Annotated in this window: 14 protein-coding genes; 4 read left to right on the forward strand and 10 right to left on the reverse strand. The window is 65.8% G+C overall.

Going from position 1 to position 18589, the window contains the following annotated elements:
- Nucleotides 1–456 precede the first annotated feature (456 nt).
- Nucleotides 457–2541 carry an autotransporter outer membrane beta-barrel domain-containing protein gene (locus AB7M16_RS12365; protein ID WP_453944063.1) on the forward strand — a complete coding sequence of 695 codons (2085 nt, stop codon included), beginning with the start codon at nt 457–459 and terminating at the stop codon, nt 2539–2541.
- 10 nt (nt 2542–2551) lie between these two features.
- Here AB7M16_RS12365 and AB7M16_RS12370 read toward each other — a convergent pair whose 3' ends face one another.
- Nucleotides 2552–3187 (reverse strand): TetR/AcrR family transcriptional regulator, encoded by a 636-nt coding sequence (locus AB7M16_RS12370; RefSeq protein WP_453947166.1) that lies wholly within the window; start codon nt 3185–3187, stop codon nt 2552–2554.
- A gap of 51 nt (nt 3188–3238) precedes the next feature.
- Here AB7M16_RS12370 and AB7M16_RS12375 point away from each other — a divergent pair, with 51 nt between their 5' ends.
- Nucleotides 3239–3505 (forward strand): hypothetical protein, encoded by a 267-nt coding sequence (locus AB7M16_RS12375; protein ID WP_453944064.1) that lies wholly within the window; start codon nt 3239–3241, stop codon nt 3503–3505.
- Here AB7M16_RS12375 and AB7M16_RS12380 read toward each other — a convergent pair.
- On the reverse strand, nt 3498–3620 hold the full coding sequence (locus AB7M16_RS12380) for a hypothetical protein (protein WP_453944065.1): 123 nt from the start codon (nt 3618–3620) through the stop codon (nt 3498–3500). The genes AB7M16_RS12375 and AB7M16_RS12380 overlap by 8 nt on opposite strands.
- Before the next feature lie 238 nt (nt 3621–3858).
- Here AB7M16_RS12380 and AB7M16_RS12385 point away from each other — a divergent pair, with 238 nt between their 5' ends.
- A complete protein-coding gene (locus tag AB7M16_RS12385) occupies nt 3859–7263 on the forward strand; it encodes an acyl-[ACP]--phospholipid O-acyltransferase (protein WP_453944066.1) in 3405 nt (1134 codons plus the stop codon).
- A 35-nt stretch (nt 7264–7298) separates the two neighbouring features.
- On the opposite strand, the gene tcuB is transcribed toward AB7M16_RS12385, so the two are convergent.
- Together tcuB and tcuA are read right to left on the reverse strand one after the other, a co-directional pair.
- Nucleotides 7299–8399: a tricarballylate utilization 4Fe-4S protein TcuB gene (gene tcuB, locus AB7M16_RS12390; protein ID WP_453944067.1), complete on the reverse strand. Its 1101-nt coding sequence runs from the start codon at nt 8397–8399 to the stop codon at nt 7299–7301.
- Complete coding sequence (gene tcuA, locus AB7M16_RS12395; RefSeq protein ID WP_453944068.1) at nt 8386–9777, reverse strand: FAD-dependent tricarballylate dehydrogenase TcuA; 1392 nt, start codon at nt 9775–9777, stop codon at nt 8386–8388. Before tcuA ends, tcuB begins: the two co-directional genes overlap by 14 nt.
- 148 nt (nt 9778–9925) lie before the next feature.
- On the opposite strand from tcuA, the gene AB7M16_RS12400 reads away from it, so the two are divergent.
- Nucleotides 9926–10609, forward strand: coding sequence for a GntR family transcriptional regulator (locus AB7M16_RS12400; RefSeq protein WP_453944069.1), 684 nt, complete (start codon nt 9926–9928; stop codon nt 10607–10609).
- Nucleotides 10610–10622: 13 nt separating this feature from the next.
- Here AB7M16_RS12400 and AB7M16_RS12405 read toward each other — a convergent pair whose 3' ends face one another.
- The 6 genes from AB7M16_RS12405 to AB7M16_RS12430 form a co-directional block, all read right to left on the reverse strand.
- Complete coding sequence (locus tag AB7M16_RS12405; protein WP_453944070.1) at nt 10623–11708, reverse strand: HupE/UreJ family protein; 1086 nt, start codon at nt 11706–11708, stop codon at nt 10623–10625.
- 18 nt (nt 11709–11726) lie between these two features.
- Nucleotides 11727–12200, reverse strand: a complete 474-nt coding sequence (ybaK, locus tag AB7M16_RS12410; protein WP_271501980.1) for a Cys-tRNA(Pro) deacylase — start codon at nt 12198–12200, stop codon at nt 11727–11729.
- A 112-nt stretch (nt 12201–12312) separates the two neighbouring features.
- A complete protein-coding gene (gene fdhF, locus AB7M16_RS12415) occupies nt 12313–15081 on the reverse strand; it encodes a formate dehydrogenase subunit alpha (protein WP_453944071.1) in 2769 nt (922 codons plus the stop codon).
- On the reverse strand, nt 15078–16784 hold the full coding sequence (locus AB7M16_RS12420; protein WP_453944072.1) for an NADH-ubiquinone oxidoreductase-F iron-sulfur binding region domain-containing protein: 1707 nt from the start codon (nt 16782–16784) through the stop codon (nt 15078–15080). Before AB7M16_RS12420 ends, fdhF begins: the two co-directional genes overlap by 4 nt.
- Before the next feature lie 267 nt (nt 16785–17051).
- The gene (locus AB7M16_RS12425) at nt 17052–17285 is read right to left on the reverse strand and encodes a sulfurtransferase TusA family protein (protein WP_036011410.1); all 234 of its coding nucleotides are present in this window, start codon (nt 17283–17285) and stop codon (nt 17052–17054) included.
- A 47-nt stretch (nt 17286–17332) separates the two neighbouring features.
- On the reverse strand, nt 17333–18589 hold the full coding sequence (locus AB7M16_RS12430) for a molybdopterin molybdotransferase MoeA (RefSeq protein WP_172785702.1): 1257 nt from the start codon (nt 18587–18589) through the stop codon (nt 17333–17335).

Below are 18589 nucleotides of genomic sequence, written 5' to 3' on the forward strand. Positions count from 1 at the left end.
ACGCCGGCCGAGGCTGCGTGCGCGATCACCGGAAGCGGCACGCAGCTCGGACTCCAGTCGGGCGATGTCGTTACCTGTACCGGCGCGGGAAATACTGCCGTTCGGACGGACCCGGCCGTCAATAACGTCACGGTTCATATCGGCGATGGCACCGCAACATCCCTGGATGGTACTTTCCTTCCGGGTATCGGTTTCGATACCGCATCAAACAGCACGATCAACATTCTCAGCAATGCTGCAATCACTTCAGACAATTCGGGCATCCTCCTCTCTGGCGGCGGCAGCAACAGCGTGACAGTGGCGGCCGGAGCAACCATCGGTACCACGAGCCCGGGTTCGATTGCTGTCGTTATGAGTGGCTCGGGCAATAACATCGTTGTCATTGGAGGCACTGCTGGAAACCTCGCGTCGGGCACGACGGGTCTCGGTATCTCCAACGCGTCGACCAACAATCAGGTGAACATTCTTTCGGGCGGCGTCGTCCAGGCGAGCAACAACAACGCCCTCAACCTCAACGGCGCGGGCGACGGAAACGTCATCAACAATGCCGGCACGATCTCGAGCGCTTCGAATTATGCGATCTTCGGCTCGGCCAGCCAGGACACCGTCATCAACTCCGGCACGATCGTCGGCAACTTCGCCAACCGCGCCGTCGATCTCAAGGACGGCAGCGACGTCTTCGAGCTGCGCGCTGGCTCGAGCATCACGGGCCTGGTCCAGGGCGGCAACGGAACGGACGCGCTGCGTTTCGGCGGGGCGGCCAACAGCTCGTTCGATCTCGGCACATTCGGCGCGGCCAAGCAGTTCCGGGAATTCGAGTCGCTGGAAAAGACCGGCAGCTCCACCTGGACGCTGACGGGCTCGACGACGGACACGGCGACCATGAACGTCCTGGCCGGCAACCTCATCATCAATGGCGCAATGGCTAGCGTTACGACGACGGTCAGCGGCGGCGGCACCCTTGGCGGCAACGGCAATGTCGGCGATCTCGTCGTGCTGTCGGGCGGCAGGGTCGCACCCGGCAATTTCGGTTCGCTCACGAGCTACGGCAATGCCACGTTCAACGCCGGCTCGACCTACGCGATCTCGGTCAACGCGGCCGGACAATCCAGCAAGATCGCTGCGGTGAGCGCGACGCTGAACGGCGGCACGGTCGCCGTCACCACGCTCGCCGGCGTCTACGGCGCATCGACACAATATACGATCCTGACCACGACGACCGGCCTCACCGGGACTTTCTCCGGGGTAACGCTCAGCGGATACAATCCTCAGTTCTTCACCTCCGCCCTCAGCTATAACGGGTCCGCCGTCCTCCTGACGCTCAACTACAATGACGCCGCGTTCCTCTCCGTCGCCCAGACGCAGAACCAGAAAGCTGTTGCCGGCGCACTGAGCGCATTCGGCCCCAATCTGCCGTTCCTGTCCTCTTTCGCAGGTCTCAGCGACGCCCAGCTTCGTTACAGTCTCGATCAGGTCTCGGGAGAGGCTGCGACCGGCGCACGGCAGGGTGCCTTCCAGTTCACCGGCCAGTTCCTCGGCCTGATGCTCGATCCATTCGTCGATGGCCGCGGCAGCGGCCTCGTCGATGCGGGCGGCACGGCATTCGGCTTCAGCCCCGAGCGTCCCGCGCTGCCGGAAGCTGCTGCCCTCGCCTACAACAAGGCCTTGGGCATGCCGCCCGCGAAAGCGGCGGCCTTCGAAGAGCGCTGGGCGGCATGGGGCACGGCGTTCGGCGGCGTCAACCGCACCAGCGGCGACCCGGTCGTGATCGGCAGCCACGACCTCAGCGCGCGGGCCGGCGGCATCGCGGCCGGCGCCGATTATCACTTCAGCCGCGACGCGCTGGTCGGCTTTGCGCTCTCGGGCGGCGGCACCAGATGGGATCTGGCGCAGGCGATCGGCGGCGGCAAGAGCGATGCGGTCCAGGCCGGCGTCTACACAGCGGTCCGCAACGGAGCCGCCTATTTCGCCGCCTCTCTCGCCGTGGCCAATCATTGGATGTCGACGGACCGCCTGGCACCGTTCGGCAACCAGCTCACCGCAAAGTTCGACGCTCAGACCGTGGGCGGCCGCATCGAGGGCGGCTATCGCTTCGCGACGCCGATCGGCGGCTTCACGCCATACGCGGCTGCGCAGGCGCAGGCATTTCGCACGCCGACCTATACCGAAACCGATCCGGCCGGCAGCGGATTTGGGCTGACCTATCAGGGACGCACGGCCTCCCACACGAGGAGTGAGCTCGGCACACGCTTCGACCGGGCGATGCTGGTCTCGCCGAGTGCCGTCCTGACGCTACGGGCTCGCGCGGCCTGGGCCCATGATTGGGTGAGCGATCCGACGCTCGTCGCCGCCTTCCAGGCTCTGCCCGGCGCCAGCTTCATCGTCAATGGCGCGACGCCGGCGAAAGACGCGGCCCTCGCATCCGCCGGTGCCGAGCTGAAGTTCTCGAACGGTGTTGCCCTGTCGGCCAAGTTCGACGGCGAGCTCGCCGCCCACAGCACCACTTATTCCGGCACCGCGAGCCTGCGCTACGCCTGGTAGCGGCGGCGCCTCATCGAGACAGCCCTGCACCGACCGGCAGAATGCCGAGACCTCTGAGATGGGTGTCGAGAAACTGTTCGATCTGCTGGCGCAGCATCTGCGACGGCACGGCGACCATACGCTCCTCGAGGCCGAGCGAGATGATGCCATGCACGGCGGAAAACAGCGTGCGCGACAGCAGCGCGATCTTCACGTCATCCGCATCCGGCAAGAGCCGCACCAAAGGCGGATGCATCAGCGCGAACGCATCCATCACCATCTGGAGGATATCGTCCGGATAGGGGCGATCGTCCTCCATCCGATGCTCGAACAGGGAGCGTAGCAGATTGGCGTGCGCGGCGAAGAAGTCGAGATAGGTCTCGGCGAGCCCATAGAGCTGGCGAACCGGATCCTCGGCAGGAACACCCCGGAGCCGGGTCGTGAGCGCCTGAACCGTTTCCCGGTTCACCGTCAGGATGACCCCGTCGAAGTCGCCGAACTCGTTATAGACGCTGCCAACCGAGCAGCCGGCCGCCTCCGCCACGTCCCGAACCTTCAATGATCTCAGCCCCTTAGCTGAGATAATGCCGCGGGCAATCTCGACGATTTGCAGCCGGCGCCGAAATTTTTTCTGGTCGCGTCGCGATTCTTCTTGAACATTGTTCATTTTCAAGCTACTCATGTGAACATTGTTCAATTTAACCTGGAGACCTGGAAAATGCAAACCCTTGCTGTCGATATCGTCACCACCTTCGCCGATGACGCCGCCGCCCTCGTGACCGGGCTCGGCCGCGCCCTGCTGCGGTTCGCCATGGCGCCGATCAATCGCATCGCCAATGCCTGCGACGTTGCGGGCGTGCTCGCCGAGCGCCGGGCGACCTTCCGGATGTGGCGAGCGAGCCGCGCCCATGCGCGTCAGGAGCGGCGGCGGTTCAGCCTGCTCGGCCGCCTCTCGCCGTTTCGCCACCTCGCCCATCTCACTTGAGGCGCGCGCGGGTCGGTTCGAATGCAAGCGCCGGCTGCAAGAATGGACTCACCATGTCTGGACCTGCGCGGCCGATCCGGCGGATTTCAGCGATGCGGTTCAGCTTTTCCTTCATCGCCCGGCGCCATATCCGGGCGAGTGAGGCTGCTGCCGCCCGGGTCCGCCGCGACCTCGACCAGATATTTGCGAACCTAACGAGACCAATTGAAGACCAACAGGATCGGAGGAACCGAGGGGACAGAGCAGGCCAGCAACTTCGTTGCCGCGCAATCGTTCGCCCCATGCGCTTCCGGTCGTGACGTTTCACAGACAACGCAACAATCTCAGGCTGCCTTTTTGGAACAGGACTGGTCATGATCAGGGAATTGATGTCGTCACGCCGCTTCGCGCCGTTGTTCTGGGCGCAATTCTTCTCGGCGCTCAATGACAACGTGCTCAAGAACGCACTCGTCATCATCCTGCTTTACAGCGCGGCGACCGGCCATGGCGATGCGCTGGTCACGGTCGCAGGTGCCGTCTTCATCTTCCCCTACTTCATCCTGTCCGGGCTCGGCGGCCAGCTCGCCGACAAATACGTCAAATCCGTCGTCGCAAGGCGGCTCAAATTCGCCGAGATTTTTGCCGCGGCCTTCGCCGCTGCCGGCTTCTTCCTGCATTCGGTGCCGCTCTTGTTCGCAGCGCTCGCGCTGTTCGGCACCATCGCCGCTTTGTTCGGCCCGGTGAAGTACGCGATGCTGCCGGACCAGCTGGAGCTCGGCGAGCTCGCGACCGGCAACGCGCTGGTCGAAGGCGCGACCTTCATGGCGATCCTGCTCGGCACCGTCGCCGGCGGCCAGTTCGTGGCCGGCTCCGCGCATATGGGCTGGGTCGCATCGGCCGTGGTCGTGCTGGCCGTGCTGTCCTGGGCGTTCGCGTCCCGCATTCCGCAGACGACGCCCTCCGCGCCTGAGCTGCCCGTCGATGCCAATCCCTGGACCTCGACGGTGAGCCTGCTCAAGACATTGCATGCCGATCATCGGCTGTGGGACGGCACCGTGATCGTCTCCTGGTTCTGGCTGGTCGGCGCCATCGTGCTGTCGCTGCTGCCGGCGCTGATCAAGGAGGTCGTCGGCGGCACCGAGGGCGTGGTGACGCTGTGCCTTGCCGTCTTCGCGATCGGCATCGCCATCGGCTCGCTGTTTGCCGCCAGCCTCAGCCATGTTCGCCCGAACCTGGCGCTGGTGCCGATCGGCGCCATCATCATGGGCTTTGCCGGCCTCGATCTCGCCTGGGCGATCGGCGTCACCGCCAAGGGGCAGGACATCACCGCGCTCGGCTTCGCCACCTCGTTCGCCGGCTTGCGCATGCTGGCCGACTTCGTCGCCTTCGCGTTCGGCGGCGGCCTGTTCGTCGTTCCGTCCTTTGCCGCGGTCCAGGCCTGGTCCGAACCTTCCGAGCGCGCCCGTATCATCGCCGCCGGCAACGTGCTGCAGGCCGCCTTCATGGTGGTCGGCTCGCTGTTCGTCGCGCTGCTGCAGGCGGCCGGTCTCCATGTCGGCTGGATCTTCTTCGGCCTCGGCGTCGCCAGCTTCGGCGCGGTGTGGTTCGTGCTGACCAAGTGGGGCAAGGAAGGCGTGCGCGATGCCGGCGGGCTGCTGTTCCGCGCCCTGTTCCGTACCGAGGTGCGGGGGCTCGAGAACCTGCCGCCTCCGGGCACGCGCATGCTGATCGCGCCCAACCATGTCAGCCTGATCGACGGCCCGCTGCTGCACGCCGTGCTGCCGATCGACGCGAGCTTTGCGGTCGACACCGGCATCGCCAAGGCCTGGTGGGCCAAGCCGTTCCTGCGCGTCGTCAAGCACTACACCATGGACCCGACCAAGCCGCTGGCCGCGCGCGACCTGATCAAGCTCGTCGCCGCAGGCGAGCCCGTCGTGATCTTCCCGGAAGGACGGATCACCGTCTCCGGCTCGCTGATGAAGGTGTATGACGGCACCGCGATGATCGCGGACAAGGCCGACGCCGTGGTCGTGCCGGTCCGCATCGAAGGCGCGCAGCGCTCCTATCTCAGCTATCTCAACTCGAGCCAGATCAAGCGGTCGTGGTTTCCGCGCGTGACGGTCACCATCCTGCCGCCGGTCAAGCTTCCGGTCGACGAAGCGCTCAAGGGCAAGGCACGCCGCAACGCGGCCGGCGCCGCGCTGCAGGACGTCATGATCGACGCTCTCGTCAAGAACGCCATGCTCGATCACACGCTGTTCGAGGCACTCGGACACGCCTATCGCGACCGCGATACCGGCAAGGTCATCATCGAGGACGCGCTCGGCACCAAGCTGACCTACCGCAAGCTGATCCTCGGCGCGCAGGTGCTGAGCCGGAAGCTGGAGAGCGGCACCGCCGTCGGCGAGAATGTCGGCGTGCTGCTGCCGAACTCCGCGGGCGTCGCCGTCGTCTTCATGGCGCTGCAGAACAGCGGCCGGGTGCCGGCGATGCTCAACTTCTCGGCCGGCCCGGTCAACGTGCTCGCCGCCATGAAGGCCGCGCAGGTCAAGACGGTGCTGACCTCGAAGGCCTTCATCGAGAAGGGCAAGCTCGACAAGCTGATGGCCGCGATCTCCGCGGAGGCGCGTGTGGTCTATCTCGAGGACGTCCGCGCCTCGATCGGCATCGCCGACAAGATCAAGGGCCTGCTGGCCGGCACGACACCGCGCGTTCCCCGCCAGGCCAACGATCCCGCCGTGGTGCTGTTCACGTCGGGCTCGGAAGGCACGCCGAAGGGCGTCGTGCTGTCCCACCGCAACATCCTCGCCAACGCGGCGCAGGCGCTGGCGCGGGTCGACGCCAACGCCAACGACAAGGTGTTCAACGTGCTGCCGGTGTTCCACTCCTTCGGGCTGACCGGCGGAATGATGATGCCGCTGCTGGCGGGCATTCCGATCTACATGTATCCGTCGCCGCTGCATTACCGGATCGTGCCCGAGCTGATTTACCAGACCGGCGCGACGATCCTGTTCGGCACCGACACGTTCCTCACCGGCTATGCGCGCTCGGCGCATGCCTACGACTTCCGCACCCTGCGCCTCGTGATCGCCGGCGCCGAGGCGGTCAAGGATCGCACGCGGCAGGTGTTCATGGAGCGCTACGGCATCCGCATCCTCGAAGGCTACGGCGTCACCGAGACGGCGCCGGTGCTGGCGATGAACACGCCGATGGCCAACCGTCCCGGCACCGTCGGGCGCCTCTCGCCGCTGATGGAAAGCCGCCTCGATCCGGTCCCCGGCATCGAGGAAGGCGGACGCCTGTCGGTGCGCGGCCCGAACGTGATGCTCGGTTACCTCAGGGCCGAAAATCCCGGCGTGCTCGAGAAGCTGCCCGACGGCTGGCACGACACCGGCGACATCGTATCGATCGACGCGGCCGGCTTCATCACCATCAAGGGCCGCGCCAAGCGCTTTGCCAAGATCGCGGGCGAGATGGTCTCGCTGTCGGCGGTCGAAGCCATCGCGGCGACGTTGTGGCCGCAGGCAGCATCCGTCGCGGTCTCGATCCCCGACCAGCGCAAGGGCGAGCGCATCGTGCTGCTGACCACCGAGAAGAATGCCGAACGCAGTGCGATGCAGGCCCAGGCCAAGACCATCGGCGCGTCCGAGCTGACCGTGCCCGCGACGATCATGGTGGTCGACAAGATGCCGCTGCTCGGCACCGGCAAGACCGATTACGTCACGGCGACGGCAATGGCCCGCGAGCAGGCATCAGCGCCAGAGCGCGACGTGGCGTAGGAGGTTCACCGGGCCCCGAGCGGGCGGTGCGCGGGTCACGCCGCCGTCCGCCGCTCCTGCGCGTAACGCACCAGCGCGGCAAAGCGATAGATGCCGTGCACGAACTTGCCGTAGGGCATGGTGATGAACAATGCGAACACGGCGCCGAGATGCAGCGCGAGCAGCGGTCCCATCGCGGCGGTCTCGCGCAGCACCAGCAGCAGCATTCCGGTGAGGCCGGTCAGGAACAGCATGGCGATGAAGCCGACATCCATGCCGTAGCTGAACTCGTCGAGCAGCGCGGGATCGCGCCGTATCTTGGCGGCGAACAGGCCGATCGGCCCGACGATCAGGCCGATGCCGCCGAGCGTGCCGAGCACCACGGGCAGGTCCCACCACGGATACGGCGCCTCGCGGCCGAGCAGATAGTGATAAAGCGTCGCAACAGACGTCGCTGCGAAGCACAGGATGAAACCGTAGAAGGTCAGGTGGTGATAGAGCTTGCGCCGGTCGGTGGGCTTGTCGTCCTCATTGTAGCAACCGACGCCGCCGCCATGAAGATAGCGCAGCTCGCCGGCATCGCGGATTGCCTGAAAGATCGAGCCGCCATCGGCACGGTCGCCGATGGGCGCGCCGATGTCGCGCCAGAAGGCGCGCACGCTCATGACAAGTGCGAGGATCGCGTAAAGGAATGCGGCGCCAAACAGCGCAGCCATCGCGTTGTGCGGCATCAGCTTGTAGAAGGCGCCGGGCCCGGTGTGCACGCCGAACAACACGCCGCGGTCATTCAAGGCGGCAAAGCCGAGAATGAAGGCCGCCATGCTGAGCGCGGCGACGATGCTGATGACGAGGCCATTGCGCGCGAAGGCGCCGGAGAGCGCACGCGGCCAGGCATAGGCCGCATAGGACTCCGCGCGCGCGACCGCCAGCGTCTCGGGAACGTTGACGTTGAACTCGTGCGGCGGCGAGAACTGGCAGTCGACGTAGCAGGCGCCGCAGGCATGGCAGAGATTAGCGAGATAGTTGAGATCGCCATCGGAGAAGGCGCGGCGCATCTCCATCGCCGGAAACACCGCGCACAGGCCCTCGCAATAGCGGCAGGAATTACAGACCGTCATCAGACGGTCGGCTTCGTCCAAAATCCTAGTTCCGTGCATGTTTCGCCGCTTCCCGTCCTGCGATTCGCCCGAACACGCTGCCGATGGTCATGCCCATGCCGGCCGCATAGCCCTTGCCGAGCACGTTGCCCGCCATGATCTCGCCGGCCGCGAACATGTTGGCGGACGGCATGCCGTCCTTCATCAGCATCCGCGCCTCCTTGTTCACCCGCGTGCCGAGATAGGTGAAGGTGATGCCGGGCCGCACCGGATAGGCGAGAAAAGGCGGCGTCTCGATCCGGCGCGCCCAATGTGTTTTCGGCGGCGTGATGCCCTCCGTCACGCAATCGTCCAGAATGGTGTGGTCGAAGGTCCCGGGCCGCACCGCCGCGTTGAATTCGGTGATGGTCTTCTCCAACGCGACCGGATCGAGCTCGAGCTTGCCGGCGAGCTCCGCGATCGTCTGCCCGGCGATCGGCGGGAACAGCGTCGGCATGAAGCTGGTCACGACGGTCGAGTCGAAAATGATATAGGCGATCTGGTCGGGCTGCGCCGCGACCAGCCGGCCCCAGATCGCGTAGCGCTTCGGCCAGATGTCCTCGCCCTCGTCGTAGAAGCGCTGGGCGTGCTTGTTGACGACGATGCCGAACACGACGGAGTCGTGGCGCGTGATGATGCCGCCGTCGAATTTCGGCGCGCGGGCATCGATCGCGACCGCATGGCACTGGGTGGGATCGCCGACCTCCTGCACGCCCTTGTCGAGCAGCATCTTCAGGATCGAGCCGCGGTTATAGGGCGTGCCGCGGATCAAAAAATTGTCGGCGGCCTCACCCCAATATTGCTTCAGCCATTCGATGTTGGCCTCGAACCCGCCGGCAGCTGCAACCAGCGAGGTGGCGCGGATCTCGGTCTCGCCCTTGATCGGCCGCTTGAGGCGCGCGGCGAGGAACATGCCGTCCTCGATCACGAGGTCGGTGACCTCGGCGTCGTATTCGACGGCGACGCCGAGCCGCTCCGCGGTCAGATACAGCGCGTTCAGCATCGCCCGGCCACCGCCGAGGAAGAAGGAGTTGGTGCGGCCGAGGCTCAGCGTACCGCCGAGGGAAGGCTGCCAGCGCACGCCCTGCTCCACGATCCAGTTCAGGATGTCCTTGGATTCGCGGATCATATGGCGCGCCAGCACCTCGTCGGTTTGCCCACCGGTGACGCGCAGCAGGTCCTCCCAAAACTCCTCCTCGGTGTAGGGGCCGGTCAGGATTTCGGTCGCCGCGTCATGGGCGCAGCGCATGTTGCGGGTGTGGCGAGTGTTGCCGCCGCGGTAGAATTTGGGCGCGCCTTCGAGCACCAGGACGGACGCTCCGCCGCGCCGCGCGCTGATCGCCGCGCACAGGGCCGCATTGCCGCCACCGATCACCAGCACGTCGTATTTGCTGCTCATCCCATCTGCCCGATGCGGCGAAGTTGGAGACATTCTGCCAGCCGGCGGTCTCGATCGCGCCGATCCGCCATTGCGTACCTTTGTATACAAAGATATACATAAGTCGCGCAAGCGGCATCTGCATGGGCAGAAGACGCATCGAGGGACAATGGCCAGACGCCCGGCAAATTCAGGTGGGACGATCGCGCGCGGAGGCGGGGTTGCGCTCGGCGAAGCCGTGTTCCGCTCGCTGTGCGAGGCGCTCCAGGCCGGCAGCTACCGCGCCGGCGACCGCCTGCGCGAGGAAGAGGTCGCCCAGCGGCTGAAGGTCAGCCGCACGCCGGTGAGGGAGGCGCTGGGCCGGCTCGCCGCACGCGGCTTCGTCGCGCCTGCCGGCGGCCGCGGGCTGATCGTCCGCAATCTCGACATCTCCGAGGTGCTCGAGCTCTACGCCATGCGTGAGATCATGGAAGGCGCCGCCGCGCGCCTTGCCGCCGAGCACGCCTCAGCGCCGGAGATCGACGCGCTCCGCGATATCGAGCAGGCCTTTGTCGAGGTGACCGATGCCGGCGCCGCCGAGATGGCGCGGCTCAACCGCGCCTTCCACGAGGCCATCTGCCGCGCGGCGCGCAACCGCTATCTCGACAACGCCTCGCGGGAATTGCAGGATTGGATCGCCCTGCTTGGCCCGACCACTTTCACGGTGGCAGGCCGTCCCAAGACGAGTCACGGCGAGCACCAGGCCATCATTGCAGCCATCGCCGGGCGCGACGGCGACAAGGCTGAGAAGTTGGCGCGTGCGCATATCCGCGAGGCGCTGCGCTGCCGGTTGAAATTGCTGCAGAAGCAGTAAGTCGTCTGCCCGATCACGCCTCGAATACACGCGTCAGCAGCCAATAGCCGCCGAGCACACCGATCATTGCGGACGTGACGTAAACCAGCCTTGCCGCTCGTGCCGGCTGCTCCCGGCCGGCCGCAGTCACGCGGTCCAACACGCCAAGTACCGGCAGCAGCAGCGCGACGATCGCGATCTGCCCGATCTCGACGCCGACATTGAAGGCGGCCAGCGCCGGAACGATCGCATCAGGCGGCAGGCCGATCTCGCGAAGCGCGCCGGCGAAGCCGAAGCCGTGGATCAAGCCGAACAGAAAAGCCACCCGCCAGCGCTTGTCGATGTCGCGCGAAAAGAAGTTCTCGACGGCGACGAACACGATCGAGGCCGCGATCGCGGGCTCAACGATGCGGCTCGGGATGACCAGGACATTCAGGGCCGCCAGCGACAACGTCAGGGAGTGAGCGATGGTGAAGGCGGTCACGATCTTGACGACCGGCAAGAGCCGGCGTGCCCACAAGACGATCGCGACCAGGAATGCGACGTGATCGTAACCGAGGAAGATGTGCTCGACGCCGGTGACGAGATAACGCTGCATCGTAGAGGACAGCGACGGCGGCGCCGTCGAGAGGGTCACCGTCGTGTTGTCGGCGTCGAGCAAGGCCTGCGTCTCGGACCGGCCCTGCGCGATCAGCACCACCTGCCGCGCGGCCCTGTCTTTCTCCGTCAGCACCGTGGAGCGATAGACAATGTCGCCGGTCACGTTCGCGCAGGCAAAGCTGTTGCGATAGACGATGCCGTCACCGTCCGCCAGGATCGCTGCATTTCCGGCGGCGCAGGCCCTGGCACCTCCTGCAACAGCCAGATGCGTGCCCATATAGGCGAGGATCGCGGGCTTGGCCGCTTCGACGGCGGCGGGATCGACCGCATCCCGCCTCGCATCATAAATCTTCGTGCCGATCAGGCGATCGACGTCGCTGCCCTTCAATCCGAGCTCGGCGCTCACCGTGCGATCGGGACTCAGCGCCACCCGTGCCGTGATGAGGTTGACCTCATGTGCCTCCGCCGGAAGCGCGAGGCCGAGCAGCACCGCGAGCCACGCCAGGAGCGGCCGCCTCATGATCCCGCTCCATCGCGCTCACGCCAGCACATCCGCCACGGCCGCCTTCAGAACATCCCGCACATCGGTGGGCTTCAGCCGGACCTGCAGGCCGCGCTGGCCGCCATTGAGATAGACCAGGTCATGGGCGAGCGCGCTCTGCTCGATCACGGTGCGCACAGGCTTGCGCTGTCCGAACGGGCTGATGCCGCCGACCTTGTAGCCGGTGACGCGCTCGGCCTCGGGCGGCTTCATCATCTGGGCCGACTTGCCGCTCGCCGCCGCCGCCAGCTTCTTCATCGAGACCTCCTGGTCGGACGGCACGACCACGCAGACCGGCTTGCCGTCGACCAGCGCCATCAGCGTCTTCAGGACGCGCGCCGGATCCTCGCCGAGCGCGGCCGCTGCCTGGAGCCCGATGCTCTCGGCGTCGGGATCATAGTCATAGGTGTGAACGGTGAAGGCAACACCGGCGGCTGCAAGTGCGCGTGTGGCGGGGGTGACTTTGGACATGCGTCACATGTAGCACCGTCATTGCGAGGAGCGAAGCGACGAAGCAATCCAGAATCCCGCCGGCGAGGCAGTCTGGATTGCTTCGCTTCGCTCGCAATGACGGCGGAGGCCCCTACTCCGCCGCGTCCCGCATCTCGGCGCGCTCGGCCCGCGCTGCGCAGAACTTGAACTCCGGGATCTTGCCGAACGGGTCCAGTGCCGGGTTGGTGAGCAGGTTCGCCGCCGCTTCGGCGTAGCAGAACGGCATGAACACCATGTTCTCCGGCACGTCGCGGTCGGAGCGGACCTTGACTTCGACGGCGCCGCGGCGGGTCTCCAGGCGAATGAAATCGCCGGGTACCAGCTTCTTCTTGCGCATGTCCTTGGGTGACATGAACGCGACCGCCTCCGGCTCGATCTGGTCGAGCACCTGGGCGCGGCGGGTCATCGAGCCGGTGTGCCAGTGCTCCAGCACGCGGCCGGTCGAGAGCACCATCGGATATTCGTCGTCGGGAATCTCGTCCGGCGGGACGACCTTGGCCGGCACGATCTTGCCGCGGCCGCTCGCGGTCGGGAAGCCCGTGGTGAAGATGATCTCGTTGCCGGGCTTGTTCGGATCGTCGACGGGATAAGTGACCGCGCCTTCGCGCACCAGCCGCTCCCAGGTGATGTTCTTCAGCGACGGCATCAGCTCCGCCATCTCGGTGAAGACGTCGCCGGGACCGGCATAATTCCACGGCAGGCCCATGCGCTTGCCAATCTCCTGGATGATCCAGAGATCCTGACGCGCATCGCCGGGCGGCTTGATCACCTGACGCGCCAGCTGCACGCGGCGATCGGTGTTGGTGAAGGAGCCGTCCTTCTCGGCGAAGGCCGAGGCCGGCAGGATCACGTCGGCATGGAACGCGGTCTCGGTGACGAAGAGATCCTGCACCACGAGATGATCGAGCATGGCCAGCGCATGGCGCGCATGCTGGAGGTCGGGATCGGACATCGCAGGGTTCTCGCCCTCGATATACATGCCCTTGATCTCGCCGGCATGGATCGCGTTCATGATCTCGACCACGGTCAGGCCGCGGACGGGATCGAGATCCTGCTGCCAGAGCTTTTCGAAGGCGCCGCGCATGTCGTCGCGCCCCACCGGCTGATAGTCCGGCAGGAACATCGGGATCAGGCCGGCATCGGAAGCGCCTTGCACGTTGTTCTGGCCACGCAGCGGATGCAGGCCGGTGCCGGGACGGCCGACCTGGCCGGTGATCAGCGCGAGCGCAATCAGGCAGCGCGCATTGTCGGTACCGTGGACATGCTGGCTGATGCCCATGCCCCAGAAGATGATCGAGGATTTTGCCCGCGCATAGGTGCGCGCCACTTCGCGCAAGGTCTGCGCCGGGACGCCGCAGATCGGCTCCATCTTCTCCGGCGTGAACTCCTTGATCTTCTCCTTGAGGTCCTCGAAGCCTTCGGTGTAGCCGGCGATGTACTGGTCGTCGGTCAGGCCTTCGGTGATGATCGTGTTGATCATCGCGTTCAGCATGGCGACGTCGGAGCCCGGCTTGAACTGCAGATGCTTGGTCGCGTGACGCGACAGCGACTGCCGGCGCGGATCCATCACGAACAGCTTCGCGCCGTTCTGCTTGACCGCGTTCTTGATGAAGGTCGCGGCGACTGGATGGTTCACGGTCGGATTGGCACCGATCACGACGATGACCTCGGCGTCCATCGCAGCCGAGAACGGCGCCGACACCGCGCCCGAGCTGAGGCCTTCGAACAGCGCCGCCACCGACGAGGCGTGGCACAGGCGGGTGCAATGGTCGACGTTGTTGGAGCCGAAGCCGGTGCGCACCAGCTTCTGGAACAGATAGGCCTCTTCGTTCGAGCCCTTGGCCGAACCGAAGCCGGCGAGTGCCTTCACGCCCTTCTCGTCGCGGATCTTGACGAGGCCCTTGGCGGCGATGTCGAGCGCTTCCTCCCAGCTCGCCTCGCGGAAATGCGTGAACGGATTGGCTGGGTCGACCTGGTCGTTCGCATCCTTCTTCGCGTTCGGCAGCCGCACCAGCGGCTTCGTCAGGCGATGCGGATGATGGATGTAGTCGAAGCCGAAGCGACCCTTCACGCAAAGACGATTGTGGTTGGCGGGGCCGTCGCGGCCTTCCGCATAGATCACCTTCTCGTCCTTGACCTCGTAGGTGACCTGGCAGCCGACGCCGCAGAACGGGCAGAGCGAATCCACCTTCTTGTCGGCATAGGTGACGCGAGTCTGGTTTTCGTCGAGCATGACGGCCGGCATCAACGCGCCGGTCGGACAGGCCTGCACGCATTCGCCGCAGGCAACGCAGGTGGACTCGCCCATGGGATCGTCGAAGTCGAACACGATCTTGGCGCCGGCATTGCGATAGGCCATGCCGATAACGTCGTTGACCTGGACCTCGCGGCAGGCGCGCACGCACAGGCCGCACTGGATGCAGGCATCGAGATTGACGCGCATTGCCGGATGGCTGGCATCGGTCGCCCAGCGCTCGGCGGCTGGAAAGCGGCTCTCGGTGACGCCAGTGGTCTCGGCCCAGTGCCAGAACTTCGAATCCGGATCGTGTGACGTCTCACGCGCCGGCTGGTCGGCAACGAGCAGCTCCATCACCATTTTTTGCGCCGACACCGCACGCGCGGATTCCGTCTTCACCTTCATGCCGACCGACGGCGTGCGCTTGCAGGACGCGGCGAGCACGCGCTCGCCCTCGATCTCGACCATGCAGGCGCGGCAATTGCCGTCGGGGCGATAGTCCGGCGCCGGCGAATAGCAGAGATGCGGAATGTCGCGGCCCTGGCGTTTTGCGACCTGCCAGATCGTCTCGCCGGGCTTGGCCTCGACCTGCTTGCCATCGAGCTCGAACGTAATCTTGGTCATTCGGCCGCTTCCTTGAACTCGTCAGGGAAATATTTGATCACGGAGGACAGCGGGTTCGATGCCGCCTGCCCGAGCCCGCAGATCGAAGCATCGCGCATCGCCTGGCTCAATTCTTCCAGCAAGGCACGGTTCCAGACCGGCCTTTGCATCAGCAGCGCCGCCTTCTGGGTACCGACGCGGCACGGCGTGCACTGGCCGCAGCTCTCGTCCTCGAAGAACTTCATCAGGTTCAATGCGGCAGCGCGCACGCTGTCCTTGTGCGACAGGATCACGATCGCAGCCGAGCCGATGAAGCAGCCGTATTTCTCCAGCGTGCCGAAATCGAGCGGAATGTCGTCCATCGATGCCGGCAAGATGCCGCCGGACGCACCGCCCGGCAGATACGCGTAGAATCGATGGCCGTCGGCCATGCCGCCGCAATATTCCTCGATCAGCTCGCGCACGGTGATACCCGCGGGCGCAAGCTTCATGCCGGGATTTTTGACGCGTCCCGAAACCGAGAAGCTGCGCAGGCCGTGACGCTCGTGGCGGCCATGGCCCTGCCACCAGTCGGCGCCCTTCTCGACGATGTCGCGCACCCACCACAGCGTCTCGATGTTGTTGATCAGCGTCGGCAGACCGAACAGGCCGACCTGGAACGGGTAAGGCGGCTTGTGCCTGGGCAGGCCACGCTTGCCCTCGATGCTCTCCAGCAGCGAGGATTCCTCGCCGCAGATGTAAGCGCCGGCGCCGCGCCGCAGGTGCAGCGTCGGGCCGCCAGGCGGGAGCTTTGCGATCTCGCGCTGGAGGATCTCGCGCGAGGCCGGATATTCGTCGCGCAGATAGATATAGACGTCGCTCGCCTGCACCACATGCGCGCCGATCAGCATGCCCTCGATGAAGCGATGCGGATCGGTTTCGAGGTAATAGCGGTCCTTGAACGTGCCGGGCTCGCCCTCGTCGCCGTTGATCGCCATCAGCCGCGGCCCGGGCTCGCCGAGCACCGCGCGCCATTTGCGTCCGGTGGGGAAGCCGGCGCCGCCGAGCCCGCGCAGAGAGGCGTCGTCGAGCGCCTTCAGGAGATCGTCCTTCGACAGCTCGCCCGAGCGCAGGCGATTGAGCAGCTTGTAGCCGCCATCGGCGACGTAGGCATCGTACTCGGTATATGTGGGCAGATGCGCGTGCGTGTCGCCGGCCTTCGCCGTCGCCATGACGTTGCCGACCGTCGCGTGGTCGACGAAATTGTGCCCGACCTCCGCTGCCGGCGCTGTGTCGCAGCGGCCGACGCAGGGCGCGCGCACGACGCGGATGCCGGGACCTGACGCGCTCTGCAGATCCTCGAGCAGCTTCTCGCCGCCAAGCATCGCGCAGGTGAGCGAATCGCAGACGCGGATCGTCAACGGGGGAATGTCGGGCTCACCTTCCTTCACCACATCGAAATGCGCGTAGAAGGTCGCCGTCTCGAACACCTCGGCGAAGGCGAGCTTCATCTCGTCGGCGAGCGCGGCCAGATGCGCAGCCGAGATCTGGTGGTACTTGTCCTGGATCAGGTGCAGATACTCGATCAAGAGATCGCGCCGCCGCGGCCTGTCGCCGAGCAACAGCTCGATCTCGTGCGCGGCCGTGGGATCGACCTGCCGCCCCTTGGGGGTCGCCTTGGCGCGTCGGCGTCCCTCACCGGGATGCTCGAAGGAGCGGACCTTGTGCACGTCCTCGTGGCTCATCGATTCGTCTCGATCTCGTCCTTATCAGGACTCCACTTCTATCCTCTGGCATGCCAGATGCCAAGAAAATTATCACGCTCGCGGAAGTGGTTACGCTGCACGGCTCAACACAGCCCAGCACGGCCCTGCGTTCTTGAGCAAGGCCGAGCCAAGCCCGAATTGGCCGGAAGATCAATAAAGGCGTCTCATGCTGCGATTGCGAAGTCCTATCGACTTCGCCTGAGGCGCGGCGGGAGCGCAAAGGCCGCCGCCGTGAACATTTCCCTTCTACGGGGCGTCACTCTTTTCGACCAGGAACACGATGCGCGCCTCGTTGCGCTCGGTGATCTCGACCTTGTCGCCGGTCTCGCGGATCAGATTGGGGATATCGATCACCGAGAGCGGATCGGTGCAGTGAACTTCGAGCTGGTCGCCTGCCTTGAGCGGCTTGAGCGCCTTGCGCGTCTTGAGCGCCGGCAGCGGGCATTTCAGCCCGGTGAGATCGAGTGTCGTCCTGGTCATGGCCGCACCATGGCGGCGTGGAACGGCTGCGTCAACGCGGGGAGGCCTCAGATCAGGCTGGCGTAGGGCAGGAAGCCGACATCCTGCCCCGGCTCGACATTCGTGATGTCCTCGCCGAGCTCGACGAGGCCGTCGGTCTCGACCAGCGAGGACAAGAGCCCGGCCCCTTCGCGCGGGAACTTGATCGCCTCGAGCCCGCCGTCCTGCGCGCGCCGCAACGAGGCGCGCACATATTCACGCCGCCCGGCCTTCTTCTTGTAAGTAAACGCAGCACGCACCGGAATCGGCAACAGCGGCTCCGGCAGCCCACCCGCCAGCGCCAGCACCGTCGGCCGCACCACATGGACGAAGGTGACAAAGCTCGCGACGGGATTGCCGGGCAGTCCGATCAGCGGTGTGCCGGCGACGATCCCCATCGCCACGGGACGGCCCGGCTTGATCGCCATCCGCCACAGCACCAGTGAGCCGATGCTCTCCACGGCCGCCTTGACGTGATCCTCCTCCCCCGTCGAGACGCCGCCGGTGGTGAGGATCAGGTCATGGTCGCCTGCAACCCGCTTCAGGCCGCTCGCCAGTGACGTTCGCTCGTCGCGCAGAATGCCGAGATCGCTGACCTCGCAGCCGAGCCGCCGCAGCATCGCCATCAGCATGAAGCGGTTGGAATCGAACAATTGCGAGGCGGCGCGCGGCTCGCCGGGTGAAGCCAGTTCGTCGCCGGTCGAGAACACGGCAACACGGATGCGCCTGACGACGTCGAGCCTCGTCAGGCCGAACGCGGCGGCAAGCGCGACATGCTGCGGCCGCAGGCGCTGGCCGGCGCGGAGCGCGACGTGTCCTTGGGGAATGTCCTCGCCTGCGGGTCGCACATTGGCGCCGGGCTTCAGCCCCGGCGGCAACACGATCTTCCCGGACTCATCGATGCGGACGTCCTCCTGCATGAAGACGGTCTCCGCGTCCGGCGGCATCGGCGCGCCGGTGAAGATGCGCGCGGTATGGCCGGGCTTGATCGGCGCCTGCGCAAGGCCGCCGGCCTGAATGCGACCGTCGAGCGGGAACGCCTGTTCCGCCCTTGCCGGAAGGTCCGCGTTGCGCACCGCGTAGCCGTCGACGGCGGAGTTGGTGAAGGGCGGCAGCGGCAGAGGCGCGGCCACATCGCCCGCGAGCACGCGTCCGTCCGCGTCGGCGAGCCCAACCGTCTCGAGATCGACGATCGCACTGACGCGCGTCGTGATGAGGCCAACGGCTTCGTCGACCGACATCATCGGGCCACCGAAGGCAAAGCAATCGTCCGACAGTTGCGCCAT

This window comes from Bradyrhizobium sp. USDA 372, from assembly GCF_053629095.1.

Excerpts from the sequence above, each read along its gene's own strand:
- AB7M16_RS12370 (WP_453947166.1), bottom strand. The coding sequence starts at position 3,187 with ATGAACAATGTTCAAGAAGAATCGCGACGCGACCAGAAAAAATTTCGG.
- AB7M16_RS12375 (WP_453944064.1), top strand. The coding sequence starts at position 3,239 with ATGCAAACCCTTGCTGTCGATATCGTCACCACCTTCGCCGATGACGCC.
- AB7M16_RS12380 (WP_453944065.1), bottom strand. The coding sequence starts at position 3,620 with ATGAAGGAAAAGCTGAACCGCATCGCTGAAATCCGCCGGATCGGCCGC.
- AB7M16_RS12385 (WP_453944066.1), top strand. The coding sequence starts at position 3,859 with ATGATCAGGGAATTGATGTCGTCACGCCGCTTCGCGCCGTTGTTCTGG.
- tcuB (WP_453944067.1), bottom strand. The coding sequence starts at position 8,399 with ATGCACGGAACTAGGATTTTGGACGAAGCCGACCGTCTGATGACGGTC.
- tcuA (WP_453944068.1), bottom strand. The coding sequence starts at position 9,777 with ATGAGCAGCAAATACGACGTGCTGGTGATCGGTGGCGGCAATGCGGCC.
- AB7M16_RS12400 (WP_453944069.1), top strand. The coding sequence starts at position 9,926 with ATGGCCAGACGCCCGGCAAATTCAGGTGGGACGATCGCGCGCGGAGGC.
- AB7M16_RS12405 (WP_453944070.1), bottom strand. The coding sequence starts at position 11,708 with ATGAGGCGGCCGCTCCTGGCGTGGCTCGCGGTGCTGCTCGGCCTCGCG.
- ybaK (WP_271501980.1), bottom strand. The coding sequence starts at position 12,200 with ATGTCCAAAGTCACCCCCGCCACACGCGCACTTGCAGCCGCCGGTGTT.
- fdhF (WP_453944071.1), bottom strand. The coding sequence starts at position 15,081 with ATGACCAAGATTACGTTCGAGCTCGATGGCAAGCAGGTCGAGGCCAAG.
- AB7M16_RS12420 (WP_453944072.1), bottom strand. The coding sequence starts at position 16,784 with ATGAGCCACGAGGACGTGCACAAGGTCCGCTCCTTCGAGCATCCCGGT.
- AB7M16_RS12425 (WP_036011410.1), bottom strand. The coding sequence starts at position 17,285 with ATGACCAGGACGACACTCGATCTCACCGGGCTGAAATGCCCGCTGCCG.
- AB7M16_RS12430 (WP_172785702.1), bottom strand. The coding sequence starts at position 18,589 with ATGGCGCAACTGTCGGACGATTGCTTTGCCTTCGGTGGCCCGATGATG.